The 22,556-nt window shown below is 41.2% G+C and carries 23 protein-coding genes, 1 tRNA gene and 1 pseudogene; 16 read left to right on the top strand and 9 right to left on the bottom strand.

Annotated features, from left to right (window positions below; genetic code table 11):
• Nucleotides 1-165 precede the first annotated feature (165 nt).
• Together GQF63_RS19590 and GQF63_RS19780 are read left to right on the top strand one after the other, a co-directional pair.
• A complete protein-coding gene (locus GQF63_RS19590) occupies nucleotides 166-327 on the top strand; it encodes a hypothetical protein (protein ID WP_170292234.1) in 162 nt (53 codons plus the stop codon).
• Nucleotides 328-353: 26 nt separating this feature from the next.
• Nucleotides 354-1,151: pseudogene (locus tag GQF63_RS19780) on the top strand (recombinase family protein); the annotation flags it as partial.
• Nucleotides 1,152-1,382: 231 nt separating this feature from the next.
• Here GQF63_RS19780 and GQF63_RS19870 read toward each other — a convergent pair.
• Complete coding sequence (locus GQF63_RS19870; RefSeq protein WP_281346841.1) at nucleotides 1,383-1,514, bottom strand: hypothetical protein; 132 nt, start codon at nucleotides 1,512-1,514, stop codon at nucleotides 1,383-1,385.
• Between the two features lie 376 nt (nucleotides 1,515-1,890).
• Nucleotides 1,891-1,963: transfer RNA gene (locus tag GQF63_RS12225), tRNA-Lys, on the bottom strand.
• A 268-nt stretch (nucleotides 1,964-2,231) separates the two neighbouring features.
• On the opposite strand from GQF63_RS12225, the gene GQF63_RS12220 reads away from it, so the two are divergent.
• Together GQF63_RS12220 and GQF63_RS12215 are read left to right on the top strand one after the other, a co-directional pair.
• The gene (locus tag GQF63_RS12220) at nucleotides 2,232-3,104 is read left to right on the top strand and encodes an SPFH domain-containing protein (RefSeq protein WP_160369516.1); all 873 of its coding nucleotides are present in this window, start codon (nucleotides 2,232-2,234) and stop codon (nucleotides 3,102-3,104) included.
• 36 nt (nucleotides 3,105-3,140) lie between these two features.
• Nucleotides 3,141-3,329, top strand: a complete 189-nt coding sequence (locus GQF63_RS12215) for a type II toxin-antitoxin system antitoxin (RefSeq protein ID WP_160369515.1) — start codon at nucleotides 3,141-3,143, stop codon at nucleotides 3,327-3,329.
• A 13-nt stretch (nucleotides 3,330-3,342) separates the two neighbouring features.
• Here the strand turns inward: GQF63_RS12215 and GQF63_RS12210 are convergent, their stop codons facing one another.
• Nucleotides 3,343-3,648, bottom strand: a complete 306-nt coding sequence (locus tag GQF63_RS12210; protein WP_160369514.1) for a DUF2157 domain-containing protein — start codon at nucleotides 3,646-3,648, stop codon at nucleotides 3,343-3,345.
• Nucleotides 3,649-3,841: 193 nt separating this feature from the next.
• Between GQF63_RS12210 and GQF63_RS12205 the strand changes: the two genes are divergently transcribed.
• The 7 genes from GQF63_RS12205 (at nucleotide 3,842) to GQF63_RS12175 (ending at nucleotide 10,791) form a co-directional block, all read left to right on the top strand.
• Entirely contained in the window at nucleotides 3,842-4,819 is a 978-nt protein-coding gene (locus GQF63_RS12205) for a PLP-dependent cysteine synthase family protein (RefSeq protein WP_160369513.1), read from the top strand.
• On the top strand, nucleotides 4,819-5,865 hold the full coding sequence (locus GQF63_RS12200) for a DUF6695 family protein (RefSeq protein ID WP_160369512.1): 1,047 nt from the start codon (nucleotides 4,819-4,821) through the stop codon (nucleotides 5,863-5,865). The genes GQF63_RS12205 and GQF63_RS12200 overlap by 1 nt, the downstream gene beginning before the upstream one ends.
• A gap of 18 nt (nucleotides 5,866-5,883) precedes the next feature.
• Nucleotides 5,884-6,252, top strand: a complete 369-nt coding sequence (gene panD, locus GQF63_RS12195; RefSeq protein ID WP_160369511.1) for an aspartate 1-decarboxylase — start codon at nucleotides 5,884-5,886, stop codon at nucleotides 6,250-6,252.
• A gap of 215 nt (nucleotides 6,253-6,467) precedes the next feature.
• Complete coding sequence (locus GQF63_RS12190) at nucleotides 6,468-7,136, top strand: hypothetical protein (RefSeq protein ID WP_160369510.1); 669 nt, start codon at nucleotides 6,468-6,470, stop codon at nucleotides 7,134-7,136.
• Nucleotides 7,137-7,167: 31 nt separating this feature from the next.
• Complete coding sequence (locus GQF63_RS12185) at nucleotides 7,168-9,177, top strand: DUF4836 family protein (protein WP_160369509.1); 2,010 nt, start codon at nucleotides 7,168-7,170, stop codon at nucleotides 9,175-9,177.
• 4 nt (nucleotides 9,178-9,181) lie between these two features.
• Nucleotides 9,182-10,498, top strand: coding sequence for a hypothetical protein (locus GQF63_RS12180; RefSeq protein ID WP_160369508.1), 1,317 nt, complete (start codon nucleotides 9,182-9,184; stop codon nucleotides 10,496-10,498).
• Between the two features lie 80 nt (nucleotides 10,499-10,578).
• Nucleotides 10,579-10,791, top strand: coding sequence for a quinol oxidase subunit 4 (locus GQF63_RS12175; protein ID WP_160369507.1), 213 nt, complete (start codon nucleotides 10,579-10,581; stop codon nucleotides 10,789-10,791).
• 101 nt (nucleotides 10,792-10,892) lie between these two features.
• Here GQF63_RS12175 and GQF63_RS12170 read toward each other — a convergent pair whose 3' ends face one another.
• From GQF63_RS12170 to GQF63_RS12150, 5 genes are all read right to left on the bottom strand, one after another.
• On the bottom strand, nucleotides 10,893-11,873 hold the full coding sequence (locus GQF63_RS12170) for a bifunctional riboflavin kinase/FAD synthetase (protein WP_160369506.1): 981 nt from the start codon (nucleotides 11,871-11,873) through the stop codon (nucleotides 10,893-10,895).
• Nucleotides 11,874-11,889: 16 nt separating this feature from the next.
• Nucleotides 11,890-12,618, bottom strand: a complete 729-nt coding sequence (gene truB / locus GQF63_RS12165) for a tRNA pseudouridine(55) synthase TruB (protein ID WP_160369505.1) — start codon at nucleotides 12,616-12,618, stop codon at nucleotides 11,890-11,892.
• 216 nt (nucleotides 12,619-12,834) lie between these two features.
• A complete protein-coding gene (locus tag GQF63_RS12160; protein ID WP_160369504.1) occupies nucleotides 12,835-13,650 on the bottom strand; it encodes an undecaprenyl-diphosphate phosphatase in 816 nt (271 codons plus the stop codon).
• Complete coding sequence (locus GQF63_RS12155) at nucleotides 13,650-13,904, bottom strand: DUF3098 domain-containing protein (RefSeq protein WP_160369503.1); 255 nt, start codon at nucleotides 13,902-13,904, stop codon at nucleotides 13,650-13,652. The genes GQF63_RS12160 and GQF63_RS12155 overlap by 1 nt, the downstream gene beginning before the upstream one ends.
• A gap of 21 nt (nucleotides 13,905-13,925) precedes the next feature.
• Nucleotides 13,926-14,804 carry a cell division protein FtsX gene (locus GQF63_RS12150; protein WP_160369502.1) on the bottom strand — a complete coding sequence of 293 codons (879 nt, stop codon included), beginning with the start codon at nucleotides 14,802-14,804 and terminating at the stop codon, nucleotides 13,926-13,928.
• A gap of 223 nt (nucleotides 14,805-15,027) precedes the next feature.
• On the opposite strand from GQF63_RS12150, the gene leuS reads away from it, so the two are divergent.
• The 3 genes from leuS (at nucleotide 15,028) to trxA (ending at nucleotide 19,315) form a co-directional block, all read left to right on the top strand.
• A complete protein-coding gene (gene leuS, locus GQF63_RS12145) occupies nucleotides 15,028-17,811 on the top strand; it encodes a leucine--tRNA ligase (RefSeq protein ID WP_160369501.1) in 2,784 nt (927 codons plus the stop codon).
• Between the two features lie 262 nt (nucleotides 17,812-18,073).
• Nucleotides 18,074-18,937 carry a GH25 family lysozyme gene (locus GQF63_RS12140; RefSeq protein WP_160369500.1) on the top strand — a complete coding sequence of 288 codons (864 nt, stop codon included), beginning with the start codon at nucleotides 18,074-18,076 and terminating at the stop codon, nucleotides 18,935-18,937.
• Nucleotides 18,938-19,015: 78 nt separating this feature from the next.
• Nucleotides 19,016-19,315 (top strand): thioredoxin, encoded by a 300-nt coding sequence (gene trxA, locus GQF63_RS12135; protein ID WP_160369499.1) that lies wholly within the window; start codon nucleotides 19,016-19,018, stop codon nucleotides 19,313-19,315.
• 6 nt (nucleotides 19,316-19,321) lie between these two features.
• On the opposite strand, the gene GQF63_RS12130 is transcribed toward trxA, so the two are convergent.
• Nucleotides 19,322-20,641 (bottom strand): hemolysin family protein, encoded by a 1,320-nt coding sequence (locus GQF63_RS12130; RefSeq protein ID WP_160369498.1) that lies wholly within the window; start codon nucleotides 20,639-20,641, stop codon nucleotides 19,322-19,324.
• A gap of 137 nt (nucleotides 20,642-20,778) precedes the next feature.
• On the opposite strand from GQF63_RS12130, the gene GQF63_RS12125 reads away from it, so the two are divergent.
• Together GQF63_RS12125 and GQF63_RS12120 are read left to right on the top strand one after the other, a co-directional pair.
• Nucleotides 20,779-21,915 carry a phosphotransferase enzyme family protein gene (locus GQF63_RS12125; protein ID WP_160369497.1) on the top strand — a complete coding sequence of 379 codons (1,137 nt, stop codon included), beginning with the start codon at nucleotides 20,779-20,781 and terminating at the stop codon, nucleotides 21,913-21,915.
• 1 nt (nucleotide 21,916) lies between these two features.
• Nucleotides 21,917-22,555, top strand: coding sequence for a carbohydrate-binding family 9-like protein (locus GQF63_RS12120; protein WP_160369496.1), 639 nt, complete (start codon nucleotides 21,917-21,919; stop codon nucleotides 22,553-22,555).
• Nucleotide 22,556: the final 1 nt, after the last annotated feature.

Genomic DNA, 22,556 nt, shown 5'->3' with positions numbered 1-22,556 from the left:
CCAAACGTGGAAGTAATGAGGATAGCATTGCCGAAATGGTTCTAAACAGGCAGACTATGCCAAGTAATTCAACCCAAAGACACAATCCAATATCCACTCCATCAGTGCAATAAGTTTGTCTGTGCGGATTAATCCGTGTGGTTAACAGGTAAAAATGAGTTGAAGATGGAGAAAGAAAAAGCGAACGATTTAACACCCGAAAGAGTTGTGCAAATCTTGAAAAAGAAAGGAACGGAAGTCGATTTAGAGGAAGCGCAAGCTATTTTGGAGTTTGTCAAGAAGATAGCTCACATTGCAGTTAACCAGTACTTAAGAGGAAAACTTTAACCCAATGAAAAAGGAAAACTGTTGTGATGAGAAAGGCAGATTTATACATACGTGTATCGACAGACGAGCAAGCGGACAAGGGATATTCACAACGTGACCAAGAAGACCGTCTAAGAAGATATTGTGAGATAAAAGGCATTCCGGTAAGGGATGTTTACATAGAAGACCATTCGGCAAAGTCATTCAAACGTCCAGAGTGGCAGAAATATTTATCCAACCTACGCAAAACAAAGAACAACAAAGCGGGGTCAATAATATTATTTACCAAATGGGATAGGTTCAGTAGGAACGCAGGAGATGCGTATCAAATGATTAACCAGTTACGGACACATGGCGTTGAGCCTGTTGCAATAGAACAGCCCTTAGACCTTACCATTCCCGAAAACAAAATCATGCTTGCGTTCTATCTTGCTTCACCCGAAGTTGAGAACGACAGGCGTGCATTAAATGTTTTTCACGGAATGCGCAGGGCGAAAAAAGAGGGGCGGTATATGGGTACTGCTCCATTGGGATATGTCAATAAGATAACAGAGGGCAAAAAGAAATTCATAGCACCGCATGACTTTGAAGCACCCATATTAAAATGGGCGTTTGAGCAAATCGTTTCCAATAACTTCAATACGGAACAGATATGGAAAATGGTTCGGGAGAAAGCCGATGGAAAAGGTCGGTTCAGCAAAAATAACTTTTGGGTAGCCGTCCGAAACCCCTTGTACTGTGGCAAAATATTCATTCCTCCCTACAAAGAGGAAAAGGGATATTTTGTCAAAGGACAGCATGAGCCATTAATCAGCGAAAAGACGTTTGCGGATGTACAGGATATTCTCGATGGGAGAAAGAGGGCTGTAAAGCCTAAAATCGTGGCTATGGACAATCTACCGCTTAGAGGGTTTATTAAATGCCCTAATCCTAATTGTAATAGGATGCTCACAGGAAGTGCCTCAAAGGGCAAGATGGGCAATTACTATTACTATTATCATTGCACTTCCTCCTGCGGAGTACGTTTCAAAGCCGAAACCGCCAATGAGGCTTTCTTAAAACAGTTACGGCATCTATCACCAAAAGAGGGTATGGTCGATGTTTTTATCGAAGCCTTTATAAAAGACTTCAATAACAAGACCAAAGCCCAAAATACCGAACGGGCAAATATCATAGGTGAGATTGATGCGTTGAACAAACGCTATCAAAATGCTCTTTTAAAGAATGCCGATGGAGAAATGGCAGATGACGATTTCCAAGAAGTAAAGAAATTGACCAAAGGAAAGATTGAGGCTTTGGAACGGAGATTAAACGACTTGGCAGTAGTCGGAACGGAGATAAAAGACTTGGTAGCATCCACCTTAAAAAAGGTCGCAAACATTGATAGACGCTATGAAAACGGCGATATTGAGGAAAAAAGGCTTATAGTGAGTTCGATGTTCCCCGATTTTTTGGAATTTGACGGAACACAACATCGAACTCCGAGGCTAAATTCTGCGATTGCACTTATCTATCAGAATAACAGCAAGTTACAAGGCAAAAAAAATGGGACAAGTCTTTCTTTTTTAGACTTGTCCCAAGAGGTGATCCCGCTGGGATTCGAACCCAGGACCCATACATTAAAAGTGTATTGCTCTACCAGCTGAGCTACGGAATCTTGTACTTTTAATTTCTTTCAGTACCCTTCGTTGTTTGAAGTGATGCAAAGGTAGGCTTTTTGCCTTTAATTGCAAATATTAAATACATTTTTTTGATTAAAAAACCCGAACATCCTCATTCTAAAAGGAATAAATTTTACCCTCATTTATTAGCTACTCCAAAACCATATAAACCGTATTAAAAATATTTTCCTTTTCTCTTGCCATAGTATTAATAATTTATTGATATATTTATGATATCAATTTAATATCATAATAAACTAGATTATGGAAAAGATTATAAAACCAACTTCGGGCTATTTAGCGTTATTTATTCTTCTTTTAGTGATTATAGGGGGAGTATTCAGCTTTTATGGAATGGTTACTTCGGACAATAAGCTGTTGTACACCATCCTTATATTTTTATGTTTTCTGACGTTTATCGTTATTGTAAAAGGCTTAATCATTGTCAATCCAAATCACTCTCGGGTCTTAAATCTTTTTGGCAAGTACCAGGGCACGATTAAGGCCAATGGCTTATTCTTTATCAATCCATTTTATACCGCGCAACGCATTAGCTTACGTTCGGAAAACTTGCAGGGACATACCTTAAAGGTGAATGATAAGATGGGTAATCCGATTGAGATTGGCGCCGTTGTCGTTTGGAAGGTAGGGGATACCTTTAAAGCGGCCTATGATGTACAAAGCTACAGTGATTACGTGCGGGTGCAGAGCGAGGCAGCCATCCGACATTTGGCGGTCAGTTTTGCGTACGATAATTTCGAGGATCAACATGCTGAGATTACCCTGCGTGAGGGTGGTGATGCTGTGAATGGTATTCTGGAAAATGAATTAACCGAGCGTTTGGCGAAGGCGGGTATCCAAGTGGAAGAAGCGCGGATTAGCCATTTGGCTTATGCGCCGGAGATTGCGGGTGCCATGTTACAACGTCAGCAAGCGACAGCTATTGTTGCTGCACGCGCTAAAATTGTAGAAGGTGCTGTAGGAATGGTTGATATGGCATTAACCAAGCTATCTGAAGAGAATATTGTGGAGCTTGATGATGAGAAGAAAGCAGCCATGGTAAGTAATCTGATGGTGGTGCTATGTGGCGAGAAAGCCGCGCAACCTATTGTAAATACAGGAACCTTGTATAATTAATACAAGATTCGTAATCTTCAAACTAAAGGAGAAAGAATGAAGAAAAGTTTTGTGATTAGGGTGGACGAAGAACTCTACAAGCAGTTAGAAAAATGGGCCCATGATGAGTTTCGGAGTGTGAATGGTCAGATAGAGTACCTTATTCATCAAAGTCTCCATAAAGCGGGGCGCCTAAAAAAGACAAGTCCACGAAATAAAAAAGAAAGCGATCAGGAGGAATCTTGATCGCTTTTTGCTTTTAATCTCTTCGTATATATTCGCGGTCTGCATCCGACAACCCCTCGTCATTATTGCCTAAATATTCATCATCTTCTGAAATCGGCGTATTCGGATTCGTTACGCCGTATTCTTTCGGGTGTTTTCGTCTTCTGCGAAATAGAACCGCCCCAACCAATACGCCCAATAGAAAGAACACAGCGAGTATGAGCAGTTTGGAGGTTCTAATGTCGCCAAATAGCCAAAAACTGGCTTCTTCTTTATTGTTAAACAAGATAATTGCTAATAAGGCAAGTACGATAGCTATACTAATTGTTTTTGGTTTCATACGTTTCTATAGTTAACAAATCTATAAAAAAATGCATGAATAGGAAAAAAATGATAAACTGGCGTTGATTTTGTGTATATTAATTACCGTTATAAACTATTTGGGGTTTATCATAAAAATGATACAAAACTCCAAAATATACTTTTAAACAATACGTTTTTATTATAGAACAATAAATGTTAGGGGAAGGGATTTGATAAATACAGCAATTGGAAATACGCCATTAAGAAAGTGTAACTTCTTATCGGCCAGTTATAATAGCCAAATATATATTAAAGATGAAAGCCATAATCCTGGAAAATCTTCCAAGGATAGGGCAGCATGGTTTATGATGGAGGATGCCATTCGGAATGAGAAGATTAAGCCGGGTGGTACGTTTGTGGAAGCTAGCAGCGGAAATACAGGCATAAGCATCGCCATCTTGGCGCGGAAAATGGGATATCGGGCGAAGATCTTCGTGTCCAAAACCTGTTCGCAAGAGAAACTCCGAATATTGGAAAGCTATGGCGCAGAAGTCGAACTCTGCGACAATTCAAGAGGCATGCATATATTCAACTCCACCCAATACCTAGCCCAAGCCTATGCTGCCAATACAGAAAATGCCTACTTCACCAACCAATACTATAATTCAGCAAATATTAAAGCCCACTATAAAACCACAGGACCCGAGCTTTGGCAACAAAGTGAACAGGCCGTGACGCATATGCTGATTGGCGTAGGTACGGGGGGATCTATTTCTGGTATTGGTAGGTTTTTAAAAGAGCAAAACCGACAGATTAAGATTTGGGGCGTAGAACCGGTACGATCCGTTTACCAGGGATTTGTGGAAACAGGTATGGTTCCTGAGTTTCAGGAATTGCACGATGCCATCGAAGGCATAGGACGCACTTTTATTCCTGGAGCTTTTGATCCCCAAGTCGTCGATCGTATTTTCCAGGTGGATGCGGAAGAAAGTAAAGACATCGCTAAGCAGTATTACGCACAAACAAATCAGCTTATTGGCTATTCTAGTGCTGCTGTGTTGGCCTGCTTAGAAAAATATAAAGAAGAAATGAATTTAAAAGAGGAGGACCAATTGATCTTGTTCTTTCCAGATCATGGTGATCGGTACATTCAAAAATTATACAAAGAGAAGAAGTCCCAATCCTCAAAAATCTATAATTCGCTTTGATGCATACCTACTTTGATATCGCTATTCCTATCGCCTGGCCCGATCAAACGGCTCGGGGCGATGAAGCTTGGTTTGCATTTTTAAAACGCATAGGCTTAGTCAAGAACCTTAATTTTAAAATAGGCCATGCAGCTATTCTACTGATCGAACGCCACTCCGGTCAAGTCTTGTATTTCGACTTTGGACGATATATCTGTCCTAGAGGATATGGCAGAGCAAGATCCGCTTCCTCGGATCCTCGCTTAACCATAAAAACGATAGCACAGTTTCAAACCGATCAAAAGCTGACGAATCTGGAAGCTATCCTCGAAGAGCTGGAATCCATGGCTATGGCTACGCATGGGGCAGGCCCCTTGTATTGCTCGGTTGCTGAAAGTATCAGCTTTCAAAAGGCGGAGAAATTTGCTGCAGCACTTGTGGATCAAGGGCCGGTATTGTATGGTGCGCTGGCTGCAGGGAATAACAGTTGCTCGAGGTATGTGGCGCAAATTATGTGTGAAGGGATGATGCAAAATGACCCTCGAATCTCTAAAATATTATATCCGGAATCCTTGAAAGCAAGCCCGATCAGTAATGTGGCCAATGCGAATGGGAAAGGAGCGTTATATTGTTATGAACAGAAAACCTTACACAGCTTAACCTGGACTCGCTGGGAATCTTTAAAATTTCAAGTGCAACAGCTTACCGATAACTTCTCCGCAAGTCGAGCCAAGCAGCTTCCTCCGGATACTCATTTAGGCTATATTCAAGAACCTGAACGCCCTAAGCATATTCCAACGCAGGCTCAATGGTTAGGTGGTTTAGGCGAGGGTTGTTGGTATGCACTAGTCCCAGAACCGGATGCATATTACATACATCGCTATAACGCACTAGGAGAACTGGATTACCGCGTAGCTGGATCAACAGCGGATAGCTTTGATGAACAAGCGCCTTATCAATTCACCTATAAGGTACATCATCAGCAACATATCCTGCATCAGCAAGGAAAGGATATCCCTTTTTTATCCAATAAATTAAACTATCAACAGATTAAACAATCAATATAATTAAATACGAATAAGTACATGGAATTAACAATTTTAAAAGCTAAAATTCATACCGTAAAAGTAACTGAGGCCAATGTTGCCTATAATGGCTCTATCACCATCGATGCTGATTTATTAGACGCCGCCGGCATTAAAAAATACGAACAGGTTTATATTAATAATGCCGTAAATGGCAGTCGGATTATGACCTATGTGTTGCCAGGAAAACGGGGGAGTGGTGAGGTATGTATGAATGGTGGTGCGGCGCTGCATGCAAAATTAGGCGATACGGTGCATATTCTTTCCTTCGTGCAATTAAGTCCGGAGGAGGCAGATACCTATCAGCCAACCTTAGTTTTTACGGAAGGTAATAATCAAATCAAATCGATAGAGAAGTACGAATATTAATATATTTTAATCATTTAATAAAAGGGTAGGCCGAAGTCTACCCTTTTATTTTGCGCAAAAATAAGGTTTTAGGGGTAGCTGTCTTGCTATATTATATAATTCTCGTAGGAATAACATGTGTTTTTTAGGTGGAAAATCCTAAGTTTAAAAAAATCACTGAAACCAGTGATGTGGGTATTGCGTAAAACTTATTATTTTCGCTAGATATTTATAAAATGAAGAAACTGATTTATTTAATAATCTTGCTATTAACGACTTTTAGTTTAAGTTCCTGCTTCGATATCGTTGAAGAAATTGATATGAAAGCCAACGGTTCCGGATCTATAAAAGGGACCTTAAACCTCAGTAAAAGTAAAACAAAGGCCGCATCCTTAATGAAGCTTGATAAAATTGATGGCTTCAAAATCCCTTCGGAGGCCGAAATTAGAAAAGAAATCAATACTGTGGTGGCCTTGCTGAAAAATACCAAGGGTATTTCAAATGTCAACCATCGATTAGACTTTGATAATTACATTGCTAGTGTTTCTTGCGACTTCCAAGATGTACAAGCCTTAAATGCATATACCAAAACCTTAGCATTACACTTTAAATCTAAGTTTAACGACTATTCTTCCTATGCATATGATGCCTCAAAGAAATCTTTTGTTCGTTCTTATCGCTTAAGTCCTGATGCAAAGAAAGAGTTCAATAAATTGAAGCCTGAGAATCAAAAGTCATTCGATCAGGCTTTTTACACCAGTATTTACCGATTTCAGAAACCGGTACAGAAACAAACCAATACTGCCGGGAAATTATCACCTAATAAGCAAGCGGTGATGCTAAAGGCCAGCATTCCAAACCTGATTAACGGTAAGGTTAGCCTGGCAAACAGCCTATATTTTTAAACATAAACGTAGATCTGATAAATATATAACCATGAATACATTAAAATTAGCCCTGATAGCCAGCGCAATTGGAATGGCGAGTCCATCCTTTGCCCAGGACTTAATTAATAAAGTGCCCGCAGAATCGAATATGGTTTTCGCCCTCAACGGCAAAGCCTTCTTTAAACATGCCGATGCTCAAGAAGTAAATACCATTTTAAGCCGATTAGGATTTTTTAAAAACCTCATCGGGAAGAACAATCCTGTCCAAGCCAATCATATCGAAGAGATGGGAATAGACATCAAATCGAATGCCTACATCAACTCCATCAGTACCGATTCTGTGCAGTATATTGGTGCCTTGTTTCCGTTGAACAACAGAAGCCAGTTTGAGTCTATTTTGCCCAAAGGGAAGAAAATTGAACAAGTGAACGGCTTGTCGACCATTTATTCAAGTGACCGTACGGCAAGAGTGAGCTGGGACGATAAAACACTCTACATCTTAGGCGGTCTAGCCATGGATCCTTTCTTTAGGCAAGAAGATGTTAAGAAGCGATTTGGACTACAGGATGAAGTAGATCAAGCTTATGACTTAGAGGATATTGACATTGCCGAACCGGCAGATACCGTATCTACCACTTGGGAAGAATGGGATCCGGAAGAAACTGAAATAGCGGAAGAAGTGGTTGAAGCCGCAGAAGCTGCCACCGAAGCGGCAGAAGAAGCGGAAACCATGGTAGAAATTGATACCATTCCGGCGCCACGTACCATAGGAATTGAACCGCAAACAGATGAATTTACGTATATAGACTCTGTGCTTGAACAAGACGAATATCAAGACGACTATTACCTGGAATACCGCAAAGTACAACTACATAATGATTCCATAAAAAATGTACTGGTATCGCAATGGGTCGATCAGAAGTTGAACGATTTAATTGCCGGGAAATTAGGGTCTTATAAATCGAAATCAATTCGCAATATCAAGGATAATGAACTTATGCGTTTCCATATTGATAAAATAAAAGACCTTTACAAATATTATTACCCAACCGACGTCTTGTATAGTGCTTTCGGAATGCGCCCGACTTTTGATTACGGCTATGAAGGCGTAAGCGGTGCAGCCGTGGTAGAGGGTTATAAATTAAAGTTTATAGCAGATGTAGAATTGGATAAAGAAATGTCGAAAATCTACAAGGATATGTATAAGATTAAAATGAATCCTTCATTTTATAAGTTCCTTGATGAAAATGCTTTAGGCTTTCTGACCGTCAACTTTAATACAGAAGCTTACTTGAATCACTTGCCGAATCTTGTTGCCCGTGTTTATGGGGGTGATACCGATAATAGATATACCGAGATCATCGATCTATTCAGCAATATCTTCGACGTGATGTTGGATGAAAAGGCCATCGCCAAAGTATTTAAAGGAGATAACCTGATCGTTATTAATGGCGTAACGCAGAAGGAAATTACCTATACCGATTACGAGTATGATGCCGACTATAACTATAAAGAAGTAGAAAAAACAAAAATGGAGAGTATTCCTGAGTTCCTTTGGATGTTCTCTTCTGAGGATACCCGTATTTTCGAAAGATTAATTAAAGTTGCTGTTCGGGAGAAAGGGATGATCGATAATGGTGGCATATATGAAGTCGATACCCGGAAAAGTGATGGAATTACCCCTTATTTATTGATCCATAAAGGTATTGTCTATTTAGGCAATAATCTCGAGAAGCTACAGGCTATTAAAGACAACAGTTACAAAGGAACGGCGAACAAGGAATTCTTAAAACTGGTTAAAAACAAACCTGTTGCTTTTGTGTTCAATTCCAAGAAATTGCCAGAAATCCTAGAACCGATGGATCTTCCTATTTCTGGAGCGATGGGAAAAACCATCGATAACATGACGGAGTATGGCAATATACACATGATCACAGATAAAATTAAAGGAAACAGCATGAAAGGGGAGCTGTCGATAGAATTTCCACATAAAAAAGGAAATGCATTATCTTTCTTAGTAGATTTGATCAATAATTGGACTATGGAATTAGAAGATTAACAGCATGAGATTGCTTAAAAAGATTTGTTATACCCTGATAGGACTTATAGCTGGCATAGCTATAGGTCTTTTTATTTATAAAGAAATTCGCGCCTCCAAGGCGAAGGATATCCTTATACCAAAGCATACAACGGCCCTTTTACAGGTAAATGTAGATGGTCTGTTCATGGAATTAATGGGAAATGCCATCAGCAACCCGAATACTTACTTTTTCGCTGAAAAGGATTCTGCTGACAGGAAACGTGAAAAGCTGTGGCGCACAGGAATGAAGATTCCGGCCATGCTTTACCTGTTTGCCGATAGCTCGAATGCAGAAACCTATTATACCATCCAGAATATCGGTAATATAGACCGCTTCAAACGCTTTATCCAAACTTACGTAGCCAAAGACCTGGATTCCATTGCAAGGCCACTAGACGGCGGATTTACCTATTACCAGCAAAAGAAACTAGCGTTTCTATACAATGAATCGCAGGTAATATTTGCAATAGGGAAGGATAGTACAGATCGCTCGGCCAGCATGTTGGAGCTCCTGAACAGTACCCAACAAGATTGGATTCCGGCACATAGTTGGACCAGCAAGCATGCCGATCAACATGGCAATGACCTCTTATGGACCAGCAGCAACAAAGATTGGATCAGTATGGACTTTCAGAATGGCAGCATCCATGCCGATGCTTTCTTTAGCTCCGAGCAATGGCGATTCCCGGATGCCCCGCAAGCTTTGGCAGTTTCCGGAAACCCTGTATTGCATGCTTACCTCGATGCCGACCTAAGTGCCTGGTTGAAAGCAAAGGATAGTTTATGGAAAGACTTAAAGGTGCCTGTAGATAGCCTGTACAAATATTATGGTGGCTATATTGACTTGCAATGGATGCCAAAGGATGTCAAACAGATGGAAACTATTATTTCCTACGAATACGACGATAACTTTGAAATGAAGGAAGTGAAGCAGGAGCAGGAAGTGGATGCACCGAATCTACTGGTTCGTTTAAAAGCTTCGCCGCATTTACTGGGCTACCTTCCTGAAAAGTTGTTTTATAAATTCAACCGGAAATCCGAAGGTGATATCATCAGTCTGTCTACAGATTCAGTTGCAGGGCAGACAGCTACCTTCGAAAAGGCTAAAACAGTGTTTAACCTGACTTATCAGAAAAATGCTTCAGTTATCAAACATTTAGGATGGCTGCCATTCTTTGATCGTTGGGAGAAAATACGCCTGGAAGGTCGTGCTAGAACAACAAACGGACTTCAATTGCATGGCTTTTTTATCCTGCCGCATGCGAAGCTACATGCCCTTTATCAATTATCTGATAATTAATCCTTCGCTAACGTTTTAAGTCTATTATCAATAATGGCCTGATATTTGGTTAAACGTATAGTAGAATAAAGAATGAACTTATGAAACGTATTATTGGATTAATTATGGTAGTAATGATGGCTTTAACAGCAGTATCCTGTTATTCGCATCATCATCACTCAGGCAAAAAGATGCCACCAGGACAAGCTAAGAAGATTTACGGAAAGAAATCGGCTAAACAATTTGCCCCAGGGCAACAAAAGAAAAAAGGTAAAAAATCAAGACATTATGATGATGTCCGTGGTAGATGGTAAGCTATCCTATAAAACATTAAAAAAGCATCGTTTAATAAACGATGCTTTTTTAATATCTTGTGTATTTCCCTTGTCTTATTCTTTGCGTAATCCAGACTTACTTACGCATTCTGGAAGAAATCCCGAATCATTAATTCGTCCTTTTTAATCTGTTCTTTCATCAGGTCTAAGCTTTCAAACCATTGATCGTGCCGGATGAAGGAGAGGAATTTTACCCGGATAGTCTTGCTATATAAGTCATCGTTGAAATCTAAAAGGTTGACCTCAATCTTTCTGGTCATGCCATCTACGGTAGGGCGGGTACCGATGTAACACATGCCTTTGGCGATGCGTTCCGGTTCCGGTTGGAAGTATTCTCCGGTTTCAATATCACAGGCACGCGGGTATATTTCAACCTCCACCGCATAGATACCGTAGGCCGGAATCAATTTATGGCTTTCATGCACATGCAGATTTGCGGTAGGAAATCCAATCTCCCGACCGATTTGATCGCCCCGAATAACGGTGCCAGTCAGTTCAAAAGGATAGCCTAAGTATTTGTTCGCCGTGTCAATATCACCTTTGATCAAGGATTCACGAATACGTGTCGAAGAGACAGCCACATCCTCAATATCCTGTTCCGGAATTTCCTCTACGGTATAATCGAAGATACTCGCATTATGGATAAGCTCCTTAATGGTGCCTTTACGGTCTTTACCAAAGTGATGGTCATAGCCAATAACAATCTTCTTACAGCCAATCTTATTCACCAACACGTTGGAAATATATTCCTCCGGGCTCTGGTTCGAGAAGTCGCGGGTAAAGGGTGTAATAATTAAATGATCAATGCCGGCAAGGGCCAAGCGTTCCACCTTCTCTTCAATATCATTGATAAGACGAAGGCTATCATCATCCGGATTGATAATCAAGCGCGGGTGAGGGAAGAAGGTCAATAATACCGACTCTCCGGTATTATGCTTCGCCAATTCGGTGATCTTATTTAAAATCTTCTGGTGGCCAACATGCACGCCATCAAATGTACCTATCGTTACGATGGCATAATCCAATGGTTCAAATTCGTCCAGATTTCTATATATTTTCATGTGTGGTATATGCTGTTTATTTCAGGAGGTTTAGGTCCTTTTTTTCTTTTATCAACTCGATAAGTTCCGGAAGATTCCAAGCCTTCTCAACATCAAAGTCGCCGCTTTTTGTTCTACGTAAGCTGGATAAATGAGCACCTACGCCAAGCTTAGCACCAAAGTCATGCGCAATAGAACGGATATAGGTTCCTTTACTACATTGGATACGGAAGTGCAACACTGGAAATTCAATCTTTTCTATGGCACAGGTGGTAATATGTACGCGACGCGATTTTAGAGCTACTTCCTCACCGCGACGGGCTTTCTCATACACGCGTTCTCCATCTATTTTAATGGCAGAATGCGCTGGTGGGTATTGGTCTTGATCGCCTAGGAAACTAGCGGCCACCGCATGCACCTGCGCTTCTGTAATGTGACTGTAATCCTTAATTTGTTCAATCACGGTCTCCAAGTCGTAGGATGGGGTAGTAGCACCAATGGTTATGGTTCCAGTATATTCTTTATCTTCCGCTTGAAACAGGTCGATTTGCTTGGTCATTTTACCGGTACAAACAATCAGCAAGCCTGTTGCCAAAGGATCCAATGTCCCGGCATGGCCAACTTTTAATTTCAAGGGTTTTAAGGTATTTCTAAGTTTTCCGACTACATCGAAGCTGGTCCAGGTTAGGGGTTTATCGATCAATAATACTTCGCCAGTGGCAAAGTTAAAGTCTGTATCTTCGTGTAAGTTACGCACTTGCTTCATTCAATTGTGTTTTTAGCAGCAACCAGATTTGCTGGAATCTGTTGGTTTGCCTCAAATTTCCTGCAAAAATAAGAATATTATTGGGCTTCCTCGAATATACTGTCTAGTATTTACGTTCTTATGGAAATTTTATGGCCAGCAAAAGAGGAGCAAAGGCCGTGGGCAAAAAAAATAGAACAGCCTGGCTGTCCTATTTATAAAATACGTTGTATAATCTTATTGGTTCCAGAAATAGAACAATAAAACAATCCCTATGATAATGCGGTACCAACCCCAGAATTTAAATCCGTATTTGGTTAATACGCTGATGAAAGTCTTCACAGCAATCATGGCCACAATAAAAGCCACAATATTTCCGATAATAAATACCATGATATTCTCTTGGCTGGCCATAATCATCTCATAACCTTTTTGTGCTTGCGGCGTTCCTTCACCCCATGTTTTTACGAAAATGGAGTAAACCGTCACGGCAAGCATGGTAGGCACGGCTAAGAAAAACGAAAACTCAGCTGCGGCTTTGCGGCTTAAGCCTTGCGTCAATCCGCCAATAATAGAGGCTGCAGAACGCGATGTTCCCGGCATCATGGCTAAACATTGCCAAAAACCAATAATTAAAGCCTTTTTAATCGGAATATCCTTCTCGTCGGTAATGGTAGGATTCTTAAACCATTTGTCTACAAACAACAAGATAACACCACCCAATACCAATACGGCCGAAATAGCTACTTGATTGCCCAATACGGCTTCAATCTTATCGTCAAATAGCTTCCCTAATACTAAGGCTGGAATTACAGCGATAGCAAGCTTTAGGTATAAGCTGAGGTTCTTAAGATCGAAAAATTTACGCCAGTAGAGCACAACGATAGATAGGATAGCACCGAATTGAATGGAAACCTGAAACATCTTAAGGTATTCGCTTTCTTCCATCCCCATCAGGGCGGCCGTAAAGCCCATATGAGCCGTTGATGAAATAGGGAGGTATTCCGTTAATCCCTCAACGATCGCAATAATAATAGCTTCAAAATAATTCATTAGCCCTGGTTTGTTTTGTTCTTTTTAGGTTTATATAAAATGGCTACAAATCCAAGGGCGAAACCTGCCACAACCACTAGCGGCGCTAGGGTAATTTTGCTGAAGCTGTAAATGTCTTCAGTACCCATCATTAATATAAATCCAATAGCAACAATAACCATGCTGAGGATGAATAATTGATAATTTATCTTTTGGAAGACAAAGTGGCCTTTTGCCAGTTCGGTATTTGTTTTCTTTTTAACTGTTTGGCTCATTAGCTGTAGATTAACAATTGATTATCTATATAAACTTGCTGATTTAGCACGTAGATATTTGGTCACGGCAAAATAGGTGCTTGCGCCGGCAATAATAATACCCAGGGCAATCACAAAAATAAAGATCATGGCGAACTCGAACCAGTCGCGAAGGAATACCAATTCAGGAACTTGCTTCTGCGCAAAATGTAAGGTCGTAATTAGGAGCAGAATGGCAATCAAAGAGCCAATCAACCCATGGGCTATACCGTACATGATGTATGGTCGACGGATAAAGTTCTTAGTCGCACCAATAAGTTGCATACTTTTTATCAAGAAACGCTGCGAATAAATGGCTAATCGGATCGTATTATTGATTAAGGCTACAGCGATAATCAATAAGATAACCGTGAAAGCTAAAATAACAATCCCAATTACCCGGATGTTCTTATTTACCATATCAATTAAAGACTCCTGGTAAACCACTTCTTTAATACGGCTATTCTTTCCGATTTTATCAATAAACGTCTGGATGCTATCGCTGTTCGCGTATTGTTCCTTCATATAGATATCGATCGACGGTAGGAGTGGGTTATGCCCTAAGTACTCCACGAAGTCTTCGCCTAGGTCTTCTTTCAGGTTTTTAGCCGCAAGCTCCTTGCTCACATATTCAGAGCGCAATACATACGGATCTTTCTCTAAATCCTTCTGTAAGGTAAGCACATCGCCTTCATTCACATTGTCATTGACAATAACATTCAGCACGATATTCTCTTTAACATAGCGGGAAAGGTTCTTGGCGTGGACTAGAATAAGCCCTAATAGACCAGTCATCAATAATACCAGTGCAATACTGATAACTGTAGAAATATAAACCGATTTTGTTTTTTTTCTTGGTGAACCCTGTTCGATCACTGACATATAGTATTTTTATTTACTTGATGCGAAAGTACATATTTCAGATGATTCTCAGAAGATTTAATGTAATAAACTACGCTAAAACCTACCGGATATTGAAATATTTCCTTCCTCTAAATTTCTAACAACGAATATCCGAAATTATTGTATAGAATAAAAAACTTTTGTGCTTTATTGGCCTAAAATCGCTATTTTCGCATCTCTTATATATTTCTTACAGACAATCATGGAGTATAATCATCAATCTATTGAGCAAAAGTGGCAAAAGTATTGGGCAGACCATCAAACCTTTAAAACTGAGGAGTCTACAGCAAAACCGAAATACTATGTGTTAGACATGTTTCCTTACCCTTCAGGGGCAGGTTTGCATGTGGGCCACCCACTAGGCTACATAGCTTCCGATATTTTTTCCCGATACAAGCGCCTGAAAGGCTTTAATGTGCTGCACCCGATGGGTTATGATTCCTTTGGATTGCCGGCCGAGCAGTATGCCATCCAAACCGGACAACACCCTGCCATTACCACGGAAACCAATATTCAACGCTATAGAGAGCAGTTAGATAACATCGGCTTTTCCTTCGATTGGTCGCGGGAAGTCCGAACCTCCAATGCCGATTATTATAAATGGACACAGTGGATTTTCATGAAATCCTTCGATGCCTGGTATAATAAAGCCAGCGATAAAGCAGAACCTATCGCTAGTTTAATTGCACACTTTGAAAAGACTGGATCTCAAGGTGTTCAAGCCGAGTCAGATGAAGAAGTGTTAAGCTTTACGGCAGACGAATGGAAAGCTTTCTCGGAAGAACAACAGCAAGAAGAATTATTAAAATACCGTTTAGCCTATCTACGTGAAAGTACTGTAAACTGGTGCCCGGCACTAGGGACTGTATTGGCCAACGATGAGGTGATCAATGGTGTTTCCGAACGTGGAGGTTTCCCTGTCGAGCAGAAGAAGATGATGCAATGGTCAATGCGCATTACCGCCTATGCCGACCGTCTTTTACGCGGCTTGGAACATATCGACTGGCCCGAGCCTTTGGTAGAGATGCAACGCAACTGGATTGGTAAGTCAGTCGGTGCTAGCGTTAAATTCCCTGTACCACAACTAAACGATCATATTGAAGTATTCACAACCCGTGTAGATACCATCTACGGCGTAAGTTTCGTCGTGTTGGCACCAGAACACGAGTTTGTTGCCGCTTTAACTACCGATGCGCAACGTGCAGAAGTAGAGGCTTATATTGAGAAAACAGCGAAGAAATCAGAATTAGACCGGATGGCGGATGCAAAAACTGTTTCCGGTGCTTTCACAGGTTCCTTTGCAAAGCATCCTTTAACAGGTGAAGATGTGCAGATCTGGATTGCCGACTATGTATTGGCAAGCTACGGAACAGGCGCTGTAATGGCTGTACCTTCCGGTGATCAACGCGATTACTTATTCGCTAAGCACTTTAACTTGCCGATTATCCCGATTTCAGATTCGCAACAAATCGAAGAAGCTGCCGACCCTAACAAAGATGGAAAATACATCAACTCCGACTTTATCAATGGGATGAACTACCAGGAAGCTGTACCCGCTTTAATCGAGCGCTTAGAAAGCCTGAAGCTAGGGAAGGCGAAGGTAAACTTCCGTATGCGCGATGCTATCTTTGGTCGCCAGCGCTACTGGGGCGAACCGGTGCCTGTTTATTTCAAAAACAACCTTCCATATTTAATTAAGGAGGAAGAATTGCCTTTGCTTCTTCCGGAAGTCGATAAATACTTGCCGACAGAAAGTGGCGAGCCACCATTAGGCCGTGCTGAAAACTGGAAATACCAAGATGCTTATGAATATGAATTAAGCACCATGCCGGGATGGGCAGGTTCTTCTTGGTACTGGTTCCGCTATATGGATCCTAAGAATGAACAGAAATTCGCATCCCCTGAAGCCGTAGATTATTGGAAAGCGGTAGATTTATACATCGGTGGTTCTGAGCATGCTACAGGTCACTTACTATACTCACGCTTCTGGAATAAGTTCTTAAAAGACTTGGGTTATCATAATGAAGAAGAGCCTTTCAAAAAGCTAATCAACCAAGGGATGATCCAAGGGCGATCGAACTTTGTATATCGCGTATTAGATGCAGAAGGTCGTGGTACCAATACCTTCGTTTCGCTAGGCTTGAAAGAGCAGTACAATACGATTCCTTTGCATGTGGATGTAAATATCGTGCATAATGATGTATTAGATTTAGAGAAATTTAAAACCTTCCGTCCTGATTATGCCAATGCGGAATTTGTATTAGAAAACGGAAAGTACATCTGTGGCACTGAGGTGGAGAAGATGTCAAAGTCTAAGTTCAACGTGGTAAATCCGGATGATATTATCAGCCAATACGGAGCGGATACGTTACGTTTATACGAAATGTTCTTGGGTCCTTTGGAACAGGCAAAACCTTGGAATACAAATGGTATCGAAGGCGTATATAAATTCTTACGTAAGGTATGGCGCCTCTTCCACGATAGCGAAGGTAACTTTAATGTTTCCGATGAGGAACCAAGCAAAGCAGAATTCAAAGCTCTGCATAAAATCATCAAAAAGGTAGAAGAAGATATTGAACGATTCTCCTTCAATACGTCGGTATCCGCCTTTATGATCTGTGTGAATGAATTGACCGATCTGAAATGCAACAAACGGCAGATCCTCCAAGATTTATTAATTGTGTTAGCACCTTATGCACCGCATATCACCGAAGAGCTTTGGAGCCAATTGGGTCATGAAGCCGGAAGTATTTCCTACGCCCAATACCCAACATTTAACCCGCAATACTTGGTAGAAAGTGAATTTGCTTACCCTGTATCCATCAACGGTAAAATGAAGATGAACCTTCCATTAGCCCTAGACCTCGATGCCTCCGCCGTAGAAGCCATCGTCAAAGAAAATGCCGACGTGCAGAAGTACTTGGAAGGCAAAGCAGTGAAGAAAATCATCTTTGTGAAGGGTAAGATTATTAATATTGTGGTTTAGAAGGGAGAGTAACGTATGACTTTGTCCTAGTGCTGTCATGGTGAGCGGAGTCGAACGACTGGTACGTCAGTATAGGTGATAAACATTATAATATTGATTAGCAGCGTGTTATAGCAATAATTTTATATTTAACTATCAGGTATGGATGATTGTACTGACGTACCAGTCGTTCGTGGTTCGTCTCCGCTCACCATGACAGCACCATGACAAGACGATGACAAAGTCATAAAAAAAACTAATGACTAAGCACCATGACTAAGTCATGATAAAACCCATTATGGCAAAAAGCAGCAAACCTGGCAAGAAAAAAGTACAAACAGACAAACAAATTCAAAAGAATTTATTGCTCTGGAGTATTGCCATTCCTGCGCTGCTGGTGCTGTTTATTTTTGCTTGGCAGCATCGTGCCGGCATATCCTATCTCTTTGTTAAATGGTTTGAAAAGGATAAGGTCGAACGCGAGGACCTCAGTAAATACGATATCCGCAATAAAGAGCTGATGCGGCGTCATGACGATAAAATCTACGGCATTGACGTTTCCCAATACCAAGGGGAAATATCTTGGGATGAGGTGCTGACCATTCAGGAGGAATTTCCAATCGACTATATCTTTGTTCGGGCCACCATGGGCGAGAAGGCCAAGGATACCAAGTACCACAAAAACTGGAAAGCCATTAAAGAAAAGAATAAGTTGCGCGGGGCTTATCACTATTTTCGGCCGAATGAAAACTCCGCCAAGCAAGCCCGCAACTTTATCAAAACAGTGAAATTGGAAGCCGGCGATCTACCCCCGGTATTAGATATTGAGGAGATGCCCCGAAACCAGTCGATGGATAGCCTGAAAGTCGGCTTAAAACGCTGGCTGTTGTTGGTTGAGGAGCATTATGAGGTGAAACCCATCCTATACTCAGGCGACAAATATTTTGCAGATTTCCTGGAAAAGGAATTCGCCGATTATACCCTATGGATTGCGAATTATAACTTTTGGATCGAGAAACCCAAGAAACATTGGAACTTCTGGCAGTTTTCGGAAAAGGGCACTGTCCGCGGCATCAAAGGTCCTGTAGATCTCAATATGTTCAGTGGCGACATCGAAGACTTGGAAGCGCTTTGTATAGCACTTTAATGACAATTTAATCCTCAGATATTCCCTATATTTGTATATAAATCATACGCTACACAGGCGTGTTAAATCTAGAAAAACATGGCTTCATTCAACGAATTAATCCAAGGAAATAAAGTAGTATTGGTCGATTTCTCGGCAGGCTGGTGTGGCCCTTGTCAAATGTTGGCCCCAATTCTTAAAGAGGTAAAAGAAGAGCTTGGCGAAAAATTGAACATCATTAAAATCGATGTCGATAAAAATCAAGCCCTAGCCAGCAAGTTTCAGGTACAGGGAGTGCCAACCTTAATTTTGTATAAAGATGGTAATCAGGTATGGCGACAAAGCGGCTTGCAGCAAAAGCATGAGCTCATCCGATTGATCAACTCACACCTTTCTTAAGCTATTTTAGTCAATATTGGATGTTTCGTCATTCGTCTCATCCAATATTTTCACAATCAGCTTATCAATGCGGTGTCCATCCATATCCAACACCTCGAAATCCAGGTTCTTATAGACTACGCGATCCCCTTCTTGCGGAATATGGTCTAACAAGAGAAATACCAAACCGGCGACCGTTGTTAAATTCCCGATTTCATCTTCATCCTCTTCCGATAGGTTAATGTTAAAGAGCTCCATAAAGTCATCCAGCTGGTAGCTGCCATCAATAACAAAAGAACCATCTTCACGCTTACGTATGGTTTTCTTCTCGTCATCCTCCGCCGAATTAAATCCACCAACCAAGGAAGCAACAATATCAGCCATGGTAATAATACCTTGAGGGCTTCCGTATTCATCCACAACCACCGCCTGCATCACCTGCGAATTCTTCAGGCTCTGCATCACGTTATAGGCGTAGGTATTCTCATTCACAAAGGGAATAGGATGGAGGAGTTTAGTTAAATCAGGCTCCTCATTATTTAGGTATTCCTTAAATAAGGTTTTTACATGCACCAAACCAATCACATGGTCGAAATTACCATTACATACCGGGTATTCCGTATGCTCACGATCCAAGATAAAGCTTTTATTCTCTTCAAACGTTTTTTGAATATCCAGGTAAGTCACCTTTCCGCGGTGAATCATCAGGTTGATAGCCCGTTTATCGCCAAGGCTTAATACCCGGTCCACCATATCATGCTCAATCCCTTCAATAGCGCCACTATCAACGCCTTCATCCACCAAAGCTTTGATTTCTTCTTCGGTAACTGCATTTTGGGAAGATTTAATATTAAAGAGTTTCACGATAAAGTCAGTAGAGACGCTGAGCAACCAGACGAAAGGTTTCACAATCTTGCTCAACAAGTTCATGGGAACCGCAATAAGGGAGGCGTATTTCTCCGGAATGGCCATACCAATCCGTTTCGGAACAAGTTCACCAATAACCAAGGAAAGGTAGGTAATGGTTAAAACCACTAAAATAACCGATAGTTGGTTGGCGTAGGGTGCCAGGAATTCCACCTGTAGCATTTGTTCGGCAAGAAAGGTAGAAATGGAGCCCCCCGAGAAAAATCCCGTCAAAATACCAATGAGGGTAATCCCAATTTGGACGGTTGACAAAAAATTGTTGGGGTTATCTTTCAGTTCCAGGGCCGTCTTTGCGCCGGCGTTTTTTTCGCTGGCCGCTTGCAGGCGGGCTTTTCTACTGGATACGATGGCAATTTCTGAGGCGGAAAGAATTCCGTTAAGGATAATGAGGATAAGAATGATAAGTATTTCCGTGACCATAGATGGTAAAATTCGCTTTAGCTGTCCTAAAATACAAAATATAAGTGAGTATCTATGTTTTGTGCAACCGTTTGATTGAAAATATTATTTTATTTATTGGCTGAATAAGTAGATATTGCATTAACGTACTTAGAATTATGAATGATTTTAATCTCATGTCAGAGCATAAAATAACAAACAGCATTTCCTCAGCCCAGCAATTTCAAATCGACGGAACCATTGTATCCTCGGTACCTTTTGGTTCCGGACATATCAACGATACTTTTAAAATTGTAACCGATGGTGCGCATGGCCATCTATATTTATTACAACGCATCAACCATCATGTCTTTCGCAATGTCGACGGGCTGATGGACAATATCGATAAGGTCTGCCGCCATCTAAAAAATAAACTCGCGCATTTGGGAGAACAGGAAGTCAGCAAACGCACCATGACCCTGATTCCAACCCTCGATGGTAAAAATTACTACCAGGATCCCCAAGGTGATTACTGGCGGATTTTTATCCTCATTCCCGATACCCGCAGCTACGATATCCTGGAAACCACCGATCAGGCTTATTCCGGTGGACTTGCCTTTGGCGAATTCCAAAAGCAGCTCAGCGATTTAGACCCAAGCAGCATCGTGGAGGTCTTGCCGAATTTTCATAACATCGAATTCCGCATGACGAACCTGCGGAATGCCATCGCCAAGAACGCCGTAAATCGCGTGGCAGAAGTGCAGGACCTGTTGGATTACATCTTTGAACGCGAAGAAAAAATGCGTCGTATCCTCGAAATGGGCCGCGCCAACCAATTGCCTTTACGTATCACTCATAACGACACCAAATTCAACAATGTCTTATTAGATAAGGACGATAAGGTACAATGTGTAATCGATTTAGATACCGTGATGCCGGGCTATGTAGCCTATGACTTTGGCGATGCTATACGCACGATCATCAATTCGGCGGCAGAAGATGAAGCCGATGTGTCTAAAATCGTATTGAACATCCCTTTATTTGAAGCCTTTACCGCAGGCTACCTGGCCGAGGCCAAGGAATTCTTGACCGATAATGAAATTGAATCCTTGATTTACGGGGTACATTTATTGCCCTATATGCAGGCTGTACGCTTCTTAACGGACTATATCGATGGGGATACCTACTATAAAATTGCCTATCCTTTGCATAACTTGGTGCGCACGAAGGCCCAATTGAAATTAGTGCAGGAGTTAGAAACGCATCATCAGCAATTATTGGATATCTTAGCTGAGAATTTAAAAACAAAAGAATAGCATGAAAACCCTAGCCATTGAAAAATTACCCCAGCAGGACCACCTATTGACCTATGCCGAATGGGCAAAAGCCTTAGCAGGTTTAAACTGGCAGGCTATTGCCGTTGCTCCTTGGCAACAAGAATATCCCTATGTGCCAACGGTAAAGTTTCAAATTGCCTATACGCAAGACGATATCCTGCTGCATTTTGAGGTGCAGGAAGAATATGTGAAAGGACAGTATATCCGTCCTAACGAAAACGTATGGGAAGACAGCTGTGTTGAATTTTTTGTGTCTTTCGATAATCGAGAAACCTATTATAACATCGAGTTCAATGTATTGGGGGTAGGGCTAATCGGCTATGGAAGATCGGTTAAAGCGGATCGCAATAGGCTACCAGCGGCCGATATCCTCCGCATACAAACCTTTAGCGCCGTACAAACCATTCAAGGTAAAAAACAATGGCAGCAAGTCCTGCAAATCCCTATAGCCTTGTTTCAAAAACAAGCTTCGGAACTTGAAGGAACAACTGCCTATGCGAATTTCTATAAATGTGGCGACGGCTTACCGCAGCCGCATTTCATTGCTTGGAACGCCATTGATTCGCCGACCCCGAATTTCCATCAACCGGCATTCTTCGGACAAATCGAATTCAAATAGC

Origin of the sequence: Sphingobacterium humi (genome assembly GCF_009768885.1) — a bacterium.
GTDB lineage: Bacteria > Bacteroidota > Bacteroidia > Sphingobacteriales > Sphingobacteriaceae > Sphingobacterium > Sphingobacterium humi.
This window is presented reverse-complemented; position numbering and strand designations above follow the sequence as displayed.